Source organism: Glaciimonas sp. OK215, assembly GCF_057787885.1.
In genome coordinates this window covers 1,595,694-1,608,313 of the sequence record NZ_CM173544.1, presented here as the reverse complement: position 1 = coordinate 1,608,313, position 12,620 = coordinate 1,595,694, and the positions used below count along the sequence as shown (strand labels likewise).

At 54.6% G+C, this 12,620-nt stretch carries 13 protein-coding genes; 2 read left to right on the top strand and 11 right to left on the bottom strand.

Annotated features, from left to right (window positions below):
• Positions 1 to 144 precede the first annotated feature (144 nt).
• Positions 145 to 570: a nucleoside-diphosphate kinase gene (gene ndk / locus AC3CHX_RS07190; RefSeq protein WP_488643376.1), complete on the bottom strand. Its 426-nt coding sequence runs from the start codon at positions 568 to 570 to the stop codon at positions 145 to 147.
• A gap of 299 nt (positions 571 to 869) precedes the next feature.
• Here ndk and AC3CHX_RS07185 point away from each other — a divergent pair, with 299 nt between their 5' ends.
• Positions 870 to 1,571 carry a Bax inhibitor-1/YccA family protein gene (locus AC3CHX_RS07185; RefSeq protein ID WP_488643375.1) on the top strand — a complete coding sequence of 234 codons (702 nt, stop codon included), beginning with the start codon at positions 870 to 872 and terminating at the stop codon, positions 1,569 to 1,571.
• 95 nt (positions 1,572 to 1,666) lie between these two features.
• Here the strand turns inward: AC3CHX_RS07185 and rlmD are convergent, their stop codons facing one another.
• The 5 genes from rlmD to surE form a co-directional block, all read right to left on the bottom strand.
• The gene (gene rlmD, locus AC3CHX_RS07180; RefSeq protein ID WP_488643374.1) at positions 1,667 to 3,031 is read right to left on the bottom strand and encodes a 23S rRNA (uracil(1939)-C(5))-methyltransferase RlmD; all 1,365 of its coding nucleotides are present in this window, start codon (positions 3,029 to 3,031) and stop codon (positions 1,667 to 1,669) included.
• A gap of 254 nt (positions 3,032 to 3,285) precedes the next feature.
• Entirely contained in the window at positions 3,286 to 4,344 is a 1,059-nt protein-coding gene (rpoS, locus tag AC3CHX_RS07175; RefSeq protein ID WP_488643373.1) for an RNA polymerase sigma factor RpoS, read from the bottom strand.
• A 112-nt stretch (positions 4,345 to 4,456) separates the two neighbouring features.
• Positions 4,457 to 5,467, bottom strand: a complete 1,011-nt coding sequence (locus tag AC3CHX_RS07170) for a peptidoglycan DD-metalloendopeptidase family protein (protein ID WP_488643372.1) — start codon at positions 5,465 to 5,467, stop codon at positions 4,457 to 4,459.
• A gap of 163 nt (positions 5,468 to 5,630) precedes the next feature.
• The gene (locus AC3CHX_RS07165; RefSeq protein WP_488643371.1) at positions 5,631 to 6,542 is read right to left on the bottom strand and encodes a protein-L-isoaspartate(D-aspartate) O-methyltransferase; all 912 of its coding nucleotides are present in this window, start codon (positions 6,540 to 6,542) and stop codon (positions 5,631 to 5,633) included.
• A complete protein-coding gene (gene surE, locus AC3CHX_RS07160) occupies positions 6,539 to 7,276 on the bottom strand; it encodes a 5'/3'-nucleotidase SurE (RefSeq protein ID WP_488643370.1) in 738 nt (245 codons plus the stop codon). Before surE ends, AC3CHX_RS07165 begins: the two co-directional genes overlap by 4 nt.
• 310 nt (positions 7,277 to 7,586) lie before the next feature.
• Between surE and AC3CHX_RS07155 the strand changes: the two genes are divergently transcribed.
• Complete coding sequence (locus AC3CHX_RS07155; RefSeq protein WP_488643369.1) at positions 7,587 to 8,093, top strand: polyhydroxyalkanoate granule-associated phasin; 507 nt, start codon at positions 7,587 to 7,589, stop codon at positions 8,091 to 8,093.
• Here AC3CHX_RS07155 and AC3CHX_RS07150 read toward each other — a convergent pair.
• From AC3CHX_RS07150 to AC3CHX_RS07130, 5 genes are all read right to left on the bottom strand, one after another.
• On the bottom strand, positions 8,090 to 8,833 hold the full coding sequence (locus tag AC3CHX_RS07150; protein ID WP_488643368.1) for a 4'-phosphopantetheinyl transferase family protein: 744 nt from the start codon (positions 8,831 to 8,833) through the stop codon (positions 8,090 to 8,092). The genes AC3CHX_RS07155 and AC3CHX_RS07150 overlap by 4 nt on opposite strands.
• A gap of 67 nt (positions 8,834 to 8,900) precedes the next feature.
• The gene (locus tag AC3CHX_RS07145; RefSeq protein ID WP_488644753.1) at positions 8,901 to 10,130 is read right to left on the bottom strand and encodes a beta-ketoacyl-ACP synthase; all 1,230 of its coding nucleotides are present in this window, start codon (positions 10,128 to 10,130) and stop codon (positions 8,901 to 8,903) included.
• Entirely contained in the window at positions 10,130 to 10,894 is a 765-nt protein-coding gene (locus AC3CHX_RS07140) for a 3-ketoacyl-ACP reductase FabG2 (protein WP_488643367.1), read from the bottom strand. Before AC3CHX_RS07140 ends, AC3CHX_RS07145 begins: the two co-directional genes overlap by 1 nt.
• Positions 10,891 to 11,439 (bottom strand): hotdog family protein, encoded by a 549-nt coding sequence (locus tag AC3CHX_RS07135; protein ID WP_488643366.1) that lies wholly within the window; start codon positions 11,437 to 11,439, stop codon positions 10,891 to 10,893. Before AC3CHX_RS07135 ends, AC3CHX_RS07140 begins: the two co-directional genes overlap by 4 nt.
• A complete protein-coding gene (locus AC3CHX_RS07130) occupies positions 11,436 to 12,611 on the bottom strand; it encodes a beta-ketoacyl-ACP synthase (protein WP_488643365.1) in 1,176 nt (391 codons plus the stop codon). Before AC3CHX_RS07130 ends, AC3CHX_RS07135 begins: the two co-directional genes overlap by 4 nt.
• Positions 12,612 to 12,620 lie beyond the last annotated feature (9 nt).

Sequence of the window (12,620 nt, the reverse complement as noted above, 5' to 3'; positions counted from 1 at the left end):
ATATTCCATCTAATTGTTGGCCAATCGGAACACATAAAAAGATTTATGCAACCCAACCAGACCAACGTACTACAACTTGCTAATTATTTGTGCTTCTTTGCACTGCTAAACACCTTAATACCTTACGACTTCCCGACTTGCGAATTAACGTGAGTACACGTTCAACGCAGGGAAGAAATAAGCGATTTCAACAGCCGCAGTTTCTGCAGCATCGGAACCATGAACAGCGTTAGCGTCGATCGAGTCGGCGAAATCAGCGCGGATTGTGCCTTTCTCAGCTTTCTTTGGATCAGTCGCGCCCATCAGGTCACGATGCGTCAGGATAGCGTTTTCGCCTTCCAGTGCTTGCACGATGACAGGACCGGAGATCATGAAATCAACCAAATCCTTGAAGAAAGGACGGGCAGCGTGAACAGCGTAGAAGCCTTCAGCTTCAGCACGGGACAAATGCACCATGCGCGCTGCAATGATCTTCAGACCAGCGTTTTCAAAACGGCTGTAAATTTGGCCGATTACGTTTTTAGCGACTGCGTCTGGTTTGATAATCGACAGGGTGCGTTCAATTGCCATCTGAAAAAACTCCAATAAAATGAAAGGGTTAAACTAATACCAAATTGCTGAATTGCATTAAAGCTGTGCATTAAGGCTATGTTTGAGACTGATTTATCTATAATTCAATCAACCTTTGATTTTACCACGAAACACCCACAGAAGAACCACGCCGCCACATGCCGGCGGTTGGACAGAACCTCCGCCACTGCCTACGGTCTGAACTAACGAACCACCCGATAGTCAAGGAACAGTTGGCTCCACCACAACGTGCTATGCTCTTTCCGAACTTGAGTTCATGCAATCACAGAGAGGCAATAATGAATCCGAATCTACAGCAACGCTACGCTCCAACCGGCACTACCGCAAGCGTCAGCGCGGTCCGCAATCGCGTACTGCGCAATACCTACTGGCTACTGGCCTTGTCGATGATACCGACAATCGCAGGGGCTTGGCTGGGCGTGCAACTGAATTTCAGCTTCTTCACCGGCAGCCCGATGATAGGGTTCATGGCGTTTATTGCCTTTGCATTCGGTTTCTTTTACGCCATTGAAAAAACCAAAGATACCGGCTGGGGCGTTCTGGTGCTGCTAAGCTTTACCTTCTTCATGGGCCTGATGCTGACGCGACTGATTGAGCATACGCTGAGATTTTCAAATGGCGGAACGCTAATCATGATGGCATTTGGCGGCACCGGTATCGTGTTTGGTGTAATGGCAACGATTGCGACAGTCTCCAAACGTGATTTTTCCGGCATGGGAAAATGGCTGTTCGCTGGCGTAATTGTGATTTTAGTTGCAAGCCTGGCAAATATTTTCTTACAAATACCGGCACTGTATCTGGCAGTCTCAGTCATTGCCATTGCGATTTTTTCCGCCTACATCCTGTATGACGTGCAACAAATCGTTAACGGCGGCGAAACCAATTACATCCGTGCAACATTAAGCATCTACCTGGATGTCTACAACATTTTCATCAATCTACTGTCCTTGCTAGGTATTTTTGGCGGTAATCGCAACTAATAACACGTTCGATCGTAGTCAATAAAAAGCCGACCTTCAAGGTCGGCTTTTTATTGACAGCACGGATAACTACTCAGCACCTGCTCCAAATCGCATTAACCTGCCACATCGATCAGGTCAAACACCGCAATGGATTCCACGTGCGCCGTATGCGGAAACATATTCACCACGCCAGCCTGCGACAAACGATATCCACCCTGAGTCAGCACTCCAGCGTCACGCGCCAATGTCGACGGGCTGCATGACACATACACAATTCGCTTCGGCATCAGGCCACGATCCGACTCTGCCAATCCAACCAGGGCGGCGCACACTGCAGCTGCACCATCACGCGGCGGATCGATCAGCATCCGGTCAAACTTACCTAACGCGATAAAATCTGCTGTGGTGGCATCAAACAAATTACGGCAATAGAAAGTCGTTTTGCCGGCTAATTGATTGACCACCGCATTTTCTCTTGAACGCGCGATCAAGGCATCGCTACCCTCAATGCCAACCACCTCCCGCACTAGGGTCCCAAGCGGCAAAGTAAAGTTGCCCAGGCCGCAGAACAAATCGGCAACCCGGTCATCCGGCTGCACACCTAGCAAACGCAGGGCCTTTGCTACCAACACACGATTGATCTGATGATTGACTTGCGTGAAATCGGTCGGCTTGAACGGCATGCGGACGTTAAATTCTGGCAAGGTGTAATACAAGTCACCCTGGGCCGGATAAAACGGTGCAGCCGTATCCGGCGCACCGGTTTGCAGCCACCACTGGACCTGATATTCGTCTGCAAACGCCTTCAGCTTGACCTCATCTCCGACACTCAACGGCGCCATGATGCGCAACACCATGACGGTGACGTTACCCTGATCGTTTTCGCCCACCGCCAATTCGATCTGCGGCAAATGTTCGATGATGGTCAGCGAGCTGATCAATCCACGTAACGGCAGCAGCATCGCGGACACATTCGCTGGCAATATGTCGCAACTGGTCATGTCGGTCACAAACGATGATTTTCGCTCGTGAAAACCGACCAGCACGCCACCTTTTTTAGGCACATTCCGCACCGAGATACGGGCACGATAACGATAGCCCCAGGTCGGCCCATAGATCGGCCGCAACATGAGGTCTGCCTTGATCTTGCTGATATGCCATAAATTGTCTTCAAGCACCCGTTGCTTGATCGCAACTTGCGCGTTCGGCTCCAAATGCTGCATCGCACAGCCGCCGCACACACCGTAAAACTGACAACGTGGCGTGATCCGCGATACAGATTCGCGGTGCAGCGCTGTCATGGTGGCGAATTCCCATTTCTTTTTCTTGCGAAATGAGTGAAAGCTGACATTCTCGCCCGGCAATGCCCCCTCAACAAAAATTACTTTGCCTTGACTGCCATCGTCATTTTGCAAATGGCCAATGCCACGTGCATCCATGTCGAGCGATTTGATATCAATAGTGATGTCTTGATGCATAGGGTGACAGTACATTGCTAAGCCGGCCTTAACATCAGCTCAATATCTGCAGTGGATAACCGCGGCTCACTGAAGTATCGGCGCCTGAATTTGGCGCGGAATATCGTGAACACCAGGCTCGGCTGCCGACCGCGTGGACTAGCAGCGGCAAGAAATTGAAAAGATTTTGAAAGGACGACATTAAATGGGAGTTGGAACAGGGCAGGATTATAACGACTATCGCAAGCCCAAGACCAGATCCGGAAAGTCGGAAATTACAAAAAGGCGTCTTTGCCGACACCCTTGGCACCTAACAGCCGTTTCAGCTTGACTAACGCTTCCTGCTGAATCTGCCGCACTCGCTCGCGGGTGACACCGATTTCAACCGCCAATTCTTCCAGTGTCGAAGGATCATCGTTGTCCAGACCAAAACGACGCATAATTACATTTCGTTGCTTGTCTGTCAATCTATCCAGCCAAACCCGCACCAGAAGCGACATTTCCTTTTGCTCGGCACACGCATCGGGATTTTCTTCCGTGGCGCTTGGCAGCAAATCCATCAGACTGGCCAATGGATCCTGATCCAGTGGCGCGTCCAGCGATGTTGCATGCTCTGACAGAGCCAGCACCGCCTGCACTTCTTCCACCGGACGCCCTACCAAATGCGCGATGTCTTCAGCGTTGGCATCCTTGCCGTCATGGTGCTGTGCTTCAAGATGATATTTAGCGCGCAAAATCTGATTTAACTCGCGCACCATATGGACAGGCAAGCGCACGGTGCGCGCCTGGTTCATAATCGCCCGTTCGATGCTTTGCCGTATCCACCATGTGGCATACGTGGAAAAACGGAAACCGCGCTCCGGCTCGAACTTGTCAATCGCGCGCATCAGGCCCAGGTTACCTTCCTCGATCAGGTCGAGCAAGGTAACGCCACGATTGATATAGTGTTTGGCTATCGAAACTACCAGACGTAAATTGTGCTCGATCATTTTTTGTCGAGCCGGAAAATCGCCCTGCTTTGCCAACGTAGCAAAATGGACTTCTTCCGGAATGGTCAGCAGCGGCCGGGTACCGATTTGATTCAGGTAATGCTGCGTGGTATCGGTGGATAACTCCGCAGCCAATACCTTTTTCAGTTCATCAACACCATCGACCACCACCACGACGCCATCGACACTGATATCGTCATCATTCAACTCAACATCGTCGCTGCCGTCAAGCTGATCTTTTTCGGCTTCAGCAGCGGTATCGCGATCACCAAGAATGTCTTCCGACAATTCTTCGGATGACATCTTGTTTTGATCGCTCTGATGAGCGGTAAGGCGCTTGTTCATTTAGTCAATCACTTGGTTAATGACACAGTTGGCAACCTAATTGAACACTTTACACAAAACACGCATCCCGCAAACTCATATTTCGACGCCGTTCTATAGCGCAGTTCATAGTTTAGCGACTTGGCAAAAACCTGGACGGATCAACCGGCTTACCTTGCTGACGGATTTCAAAATGCAGCTTGGTTGCATCGCTATCGGAATTGCCCATTTCAGCGATCTTCTGCCCTTTACTGACAACCTGTCCCTCTTTCACAAGAATAACCTTGTTATGCGCATATGCGGACAATAAATTATTCGTATGCTTAACAATCACCAGATTACCGTAGCCTCGAATGCCGCTTCCGGCGTACATCACCTTGCCGGCTGCCGCTGCCAACACCGTCTGTCCGGATTTCCCGGCGATATCGATGCCTTTTTTACCTTGATCGAACTTGCCGATTAACTTGCCTTCGGCGGGCCACATCCAGTCTACGCGATCCTCATCACCGTTGGTGGCAACCGGTGGCGGCGCTGCTTTCTCGCCATTTTTTGGTGCTCCTGGCTTCACTTCCGGTTTCACTTCAGATCGCACTTCCGACGGCACTTCGGCGCTGGATGGCGCATCCGGTTTTTGCAAGTCCGCCAGCGCACTCTCGGAATACGGCCGCTTGTCGCCGCGCGGACTTGTCTTGTTGCCACCATTCGACCCGGCAACTGCGCTAGCAGAAGTCTGGCCAGAAGGAACTGCACCCAACGGCCTTACTTCAACGCCGGAACCAGAGGAGACATTACCTAATTGTGCCGCGCCGACCGTACTGCCGCTACCATCCGGAGGTTGTACCCGCAACACTTGATCAACCTTGATGTCATTCGCGTTATCCAGATTATTCCAAGTCACAATATCACGATAGCTTTGCCCGAATTCGAGGGCGATCCGATACAGCGTATCGCCTCTTTTTACGGTGTAGTAGCCTGGGCCGCTCACTCGCGGAGCCTGAGGCGCACTGACCGCACTGGTCGCACTGGTATTTGCGGTAGTGCCACCGGTCCTGCGTTCAACCACCGGAGCAGGTGTCCGGGTGGTACTACATGCGGCAATCGAGCCGACAATCATTCCCAACAATATCAGGCGTGTTTTCTTCATTCTCATTACATTTATTATTTGCGACAGGGTCGCGGCCTAGAGCGAATTAAATACCGAATTAAACGCCGGAGCATTTACCGCATTAATTGCCCTACCAATTTCGTATAAAGCGTTGATGCCAGCGTTGCGCATTCTGACGCACTGTATTTGCAGTCTTTGCGGCTTATGCAATCCCCGCACGCAACGGCACAAAATGACAATCTTCCAATGTAGTGCTGGTCCAGTCGAATTTACTTATGCGCTGAATCAGTTGCAGTACCTGATGACGTGAACCTACCGGTGCCACCAGACGACCGCCGATCGCCATTTGATCCAGCAATGCCTGCGGTACTTCAAGGCCCGCTGCTGCCAAAATGATGCCATCGAAGGGGGCTACCTGTGGCAACCCAAGCATACCATCTCCGTAATGCAGGCGGATATTGGCAACACGTAGCGGTCGCAAGTTGTTTCTCGCCAGTTCATGCAAGGGCTTGATGCGCTCAATCGAATACACCTCTTTTGCCACCAGCGACAACACCGCCGCCTGATAGCCGCAACCGGTCCCGATTTCCAATACCCGATTCAGGACGCCGCCCTGCTGGTTATCACGCATGACTTCAATCATGCGCGCGACGATGTAGGGCTGCGAAATAGTTTGATGGTGACCTATGGGTAACGACGCATCAATATATGCCTGGCTAGCCAGGCCGGGTTCCATGAACATATGACGCGGCACCGCTTCCATCGCCGCGAGTACGCTGACATCGCTCACCCCCTGCTTGGCAATCCGCGCCACCATGGCCTTGCGTACACCCTCCGATGCCAGCGACGCTGGTCGCGCACCGGTGTGGTTTCCGAGATTGGTAGCCGACATCGACTTGCCAGTACTATTCTGGCCGGAAAACTGTGGCTTGGCAGATGGCGAACCGAATGGCGGATTCGCGGGCGGGGTCGATTTAACGTTATCGTAAGCCGCGTTCCTGGTCGCTGTTTGAGGCGTCGCGACAACCCGATTGGAGCGCGCGCCGGCGGACTTCGATTTAGCATCAACCACCGACGACAGTGTCAATGGGAAGCGCTTCGGCGCTTCCGTCATGATAAGTCTTTCGTTAAAGCCGCCAGTTGCGTCGCGTGGGTCAAATCAATCTGCAACGGGGTGATCGAAACATGGCCATTGGCGATTGCATGAAAATCGGTGCCATCGCTGGCGTCCTTGGCGGCACCCGCCGGGCCGATCCAGTAAATTTCGCGGCCGTGCGGATCCTGCGTTTTAATGACGGACTCAGACACATGGCGTTTACCCAGGCGGGTCGCCAGTGCCGGTTTCAGCTGACTGTAAGGAAGATTTGGAATATTCACATTCAGCAGATACGGTTGCGGCAGGTTATCGAAGCGGCGTTCGACAATCTCGCGCGCCACCTTGGCGGCGGCGTCCAATTCGTCCCAGCCTTTGCTGACCTGGGAAAACGCAATCGACGGGATGCCGAACAAAAAACCTTCGGTGGCGGCGGCAACAGTGCCGGAATACAACGTGTCATCGCCCATATTCTGGCCCTGATTTATCCCGGAAACGATCAAGTCAGGCCGAAAATTGAGCATGCCGGTCAATGCCACATGGACGCAATCGGACGGCGTGCCATTGACAAAATAAAAGCCGTTTTCTGCGCGATGCACGGATAAAGGCCGATCCAGTGTCAGCGAATTAGAGGACCCGGATCGATTGCTGTCAGGAGCCACCACCACAATCTCTGCAATCGGCGTTAGTGCATTCGCCAACGCGATGATGCCTGGCGCCAGATAACCATCGTCGTTACTGATGAGAATTTTCATAGCCGAATTTTACCTGAAGCCATCTTATGGTTAGGTGAAGATTTGCGTATTTTTATGTGCGCTTCCCAGCATATGCCAAAACCCTGATTTTAAATTGCATTTGGGCGTTATTTCAGCAAACTGCGCTATTATGTTGCGGCGCAACAAACTTTTTTCAGAAACTTACGAAAAAGAGGTATTGTTAGCGCTATCACGATGTGTTTTTGCCGTTCCTCAGGCACATGAGGTCGTTATATCTCGAATGCGAACGCTGGCTTTCTCCTGCGTCATTGACGTATTACCGATCTAATCTATCTAGTCAGGAACCACCATGAAACCCAACACAACGCGACTATCCGTTCCCAGTACTGCAGCAAATCCTTACACCGTCTGGACCGACCTGGCGGCCCAGACCGCCGAAATGATGACAGCATCAGCCCAGGTGATAGGCCATCGGAGTGTCCGCATGGCGTGCGCCGGCCCGCTGCCCAACGCACGCGATCAGCAGGAATTTAGTCTGATGGGGCAAGAGAAAATGGAGGCACTGTCCGAGTCGGCCCATGCGGTGACGATAAGCATGATGGACCTGCATCAGCAGGTTGCCAAACTCGCGCTCCAACAGCTACTGGACGGGACCACAGACCTGCTTGCGTTTGCCGCCGGAACATCCCTCGAGCCCAATGCGCCGGCACAAACCGACTTGGTCAACAAGCACATTACCAACTCTACCGACGCGATGTCGCAATTGAACGCCTCACTGGCGGATGTCGCCCATACCGGACTGCAACCACTCCACTCAAGAGCGACTGCCAATGCGAAACGGCTGGAAAAACTCTAACCCCTGGAATTCGTCCAGCCCTCGACGCGAGACGGGGACGGCAAGTCAGCTTCTTGCGCCCATGCAAATGGCGATCCGCCTTGCAATTCGATGAGCCGTGGAGCGGTCAGCGGATGCAGACTACACAAGGAAATAGAGAGTTGCGGGTGCGACAGTTGTTCCAGATGCCAATTCACACCCGAAGTCAATTTGCCGCCGGCACCGGCCAGTTCGGGCTGGGCCGACCGGTTATCGGTGTTCGACATTAGTTTGTACAGCGCTTCCTTGCTGCTCCACAAGGCATAAAATTCGGCCGCTCTGGACGCTTCGGTTTGTTGCGACAGCCACCCATGCTCCTGCGCCGAAAATGCAGCCTGGCTTAACGCCATCAGATCACGGCTGGCATCACGCATCTCGATATCGAGACCAAGCGGCGTATCGGCACTGACCGCGCAAGCGACCCAGCCGCGACTATGGGATAGGCTAACAGAGGGATGACTGGCAGCCGTCGCGGGAAGTCGCAGCAGCGGTGCGTTATTTTGACGCTCAATAACGCTGACGGCAGCGAACGCCAAATTGGTTAATCTGGCAACCGCGAACCGCAAAAGAATCCGACCAATCAAAAATTCGCGTTGTCGTGCGGCTCTTATGAAGCGTTGATAGCGTTGCCGCTCTGCATCGGTTAAACAAGCCAGCCATGGTGCCAGTTGGCGCCCGGAGCAGCGACCGCCATCGATCATCCAGACTAGCGCAGAGGGCATGGTGTATTCCTTATCTTCTGAGAATATTGACGCCCTGCCCTACCCCGGCCATTACTGCTGACGTCTTTTATGACAGTCTTTTAAAAATCAGCGATGTATTGATGCCGCCAAACGCAAAATTATTCGACATGAAATAGTCGCATTGCAATTGGCGCCCCTGATTGACGATGTAATCCAGTTCGGCGCAGCGCGGGTCCAGTTGCTTCAGATTGATGGTCGGCGCAAACCAGCCTTCGTGCATCATCTCGATACCGGCCCACGCTTCCAATGCGCCGCAGGCACCCAGTGTGTGGCCGGTATAGCTTTTCAGCGAACTGATCGGCACCTTGTTACCGAATACCTGCGCCGTGGCATGCGACTCGGCGATATCGCCTTGTTCTGTACCGGTGCCGTGCGCGCTGACATAACCGATTGCGGATGGCGACAACTCCGCATCCATCAGCGCCAATTCCATCGCGACGCGCATCGTGTCCGTGTTCGGATGCGTAACATGACAGCCGTCGCTATTGGTGCCGAAGCCGACGATCTCGGCATAGATTTTGGCGCCGCGCGCAAGCGCATGATCCATGTCTTCCAGAATTAGGGTAGCGGCCCCCTCACCGATCACCAAACCATCGCGTATGCGGTCGAACGGGCTAGGCGTCAAATTTGGCGTAGCGTTGCGTACGCTGGTGGCAAACAGCGTATCGAAGACTGCCGCTTCGGTCGCACACAACTCTTCGGCGCCGCCTGCGACCATGACCTTTTGACGGCCGCTGTGGATCGCCTCATAGGCATAACCAATTCCCTGACTGCCCGAAGTACAGGCGCTGGATGTCGTAATCACCCGCCCGGTAATGCCAAAGAACACGCCAATATTCACCGGCGCAGTGTGCGCCATCATCTTGATATAGGTGGTCGCGTTGATGCCTTTGGTGCTGCGCTCTTCCATCATCTTGCCGAAATCGCCAATCGCTTTCGGCGTCCCGGCGGATGAACCATAAGCAATCCCGCAACTGCCGTCTTTCAACAGCGGATCGTCAATCAGGCCGGCATCGATCAATGCCAGTTCAGTCGCCCTGGTTGCCATCAATGCGACCCGTCCCATGCTGCGCGTGCTCCTGCGGGTATACCGGTCAGACAGCGTGAACGCAGCCGCAGGCGCGCCTAATTGGGTATTCAAGCCATCGTAATCAGCCCACTCCTCCATCCGTACCACCGCGTTGCGATAGCTGCCGAGGTGAGCCCGCATGCTCGCCCAGTCATTCCCGATCGGACTGATGCCCGCCATCCCGGTGACTGCTACACGATGCGGCATCATGCCATGCCCCCGTTGACCGAAATCACCTGGCGCGTGATGTAGGCTGCATCGGCCCCCATCAGGAAACCGACCGTGGCGGCAACTTCTTCCGGTTTGCCTACGCGTCGCGCCGGAATCATTTTCAGCGCCTCTTCGAGCGGCGCATCCGCGATCATGTCGGTTTCGATCAAGCCTGGGGCCACACAATTGACGGTGATATTGCGTTTCGCCAGTTCGATTGCCAGGGCCTTGGTGGCGCCGATAATGCCCGCCTTGGCGGCACTGTAATTGACTTGTCCGCGGTTACCGATCAAACCCGACACCGACGCCAACGTCACGATGCGACCGGGAGCGCGACGTTGCACCAGCGGCATCACCAGCGGATTGAGGACATTGTAAAATCCATCCAGATTGGTCTTCAGCACCAGATCCCAATCATCACCCGACATCGCCGGAAACGCGTTGTCGCGGGCGACGCCGGCATTGCAGACGACGCCGTAGTAACAACCATGCTGCGCGATATCCGCCAACAGGATGTCTGCACTGACCTGACGATCACCGATATCGAACTGCAATACACGCACCTGCCGCCCCAGCGCGCGTATCGTCTGCGCAACCGTGTCCGCCGCGTCGCGCTGGCGCTGGCAATGCAAGACAATGTCGTAGCCATCACGCGCCAGTCGCAGCGCGATGGCCTTGCCGATGCCACGGCTGGAGCCGGTGACCAGCACCGACTTGTCCAGGCCGTCCGCGTTTTCAGTATTCTTCAGTCCCAACGTCATTCCGACCTTCCTTCAAGAAAAACAGTCGCATCATCCGGTTGAAACACGGTGATGGTGGCACGCGCCAGCGGCTGTTCATTTACACTATTTACATCACCATTCGCGCTAACACCAGCGTCATCGATATGGCACTCAAACGATCCTATTCCGTTGGCAGCCTGCAACACCCGCCGCACGACCACCCGCAGCACCGTACCCGGCATAAAACTGGAACAGCTCGCCTCGTAGCGCCGGGTGCCGAGCAGGAAGCCCAGTTTTACGCCAGCGCCACCGCAGCGCGCCGCATGACCGGCAAAGGCTGCAATCGCCTGTGCCATGTATTCGACCCCAACCCAGCTACCTACACCATCGGGCCCCATAAACAAGCTATCCGGTCGAATCGTCACTTCGGCACACAAACTCTCATCGTCCACGGCAATCACACGGTCAAGCAGCACCATACTGCCGGAATGCGGCAACAGGCTACGAATATCCGGGTGGACCGGGCTTATTGGCAACGCGACAGGCTGCGGCAACTTCGAAGGCATCATCATCATTCTCATCATTCGCGCCCCAGCACCAACGCTGCGTTGGCACCGCCAAACGCAAATGAATTACTCAAGGCCCGGCGCAACGGATGGCCGAGCCGGTATCCTGCCGGTAGCAGATGCAAGGCGGGCAAATCGGCATCACTGACGCCATCCCACAAATGCGGCGGCAAGCAGCCGGCGGCGTTCTCGTCCTGCATCGCCAGCCAGCACAAGCCGGCTTCGATCGCGCCCGCCGCCCCCAAGGCGTGGCCAGTATAAGGTTTGGTGGAGCTGAGCGCGACCTGCTCACCGAAAAGAGCATGCATGACACGGCTTTCCATCGCATCGTTTTGCACGGTCGCGGTACCGTGCAAATTGACGTATTCGATTTGTGTGGCATCCACACCGGCACGCGCCAGCGCCTGCGCGATGGCGATGCGGGCGCCGCCGCCGGCCGGGTCGGGGGCCGAGATGTGATAGCCGTCGGACGACTCGCCCCAACCGCGCAACGCCACCGTCGCCGGTTGCGCGCTCATCAAAAACAACGCTGCGCCCTCGCCAATGTTGATGCCATTCCGATTGGCGCTAAACGGATTGCAGCGGGTAGCGCTGACCGACTCCAGCGCGCCGAAGCCGGCAACGGTAAAAGCGCACAAGGAATCGACCCCGCCAGTCAGCACCACGTCGGACAAACCCATCCGAATCAATCTGGCGGCACTGGCCATCGCCTTGGCACTTGAAGCGCAGGCGCTGGAGTGAACATAGGCCGGGCCTGTCACTCCCAGCTCTGCGGCCAGCATCGCTGCGGGCGATCCCATCTCCTGCTGCCTATACGCAAATTCCGAAGGGAATGTCCCACTCGCCGCATGCTGCCTGAATGCGGCTTCAGTCTCAGCGATACCAGAGGTACTGGTGCCAAGCACGATCCCGATACGGTCCGCGCCGTACTGCGCGATGGCGGCATCCAGCGCTGGACGAATCTGTTCCAGTGCGGCCAACACCAGCCGATTATTCCGGCTCCGATGTGCCGGCGCGTAGCCATCCATCTCCGGCAAGACGCTGTCGACACACCCCAGCGGCAATGCGCCGGCTGCACAATAGCGATCCGTCAGCGCAATCCCGCTTCGCCCGGCGAACAGGCGTCGACGGATCTCGGCATGGTTATCGCCGAGCGCACAAATCAGTCCTAGCTGGTTAAGATAAAGCATGTTGATCTG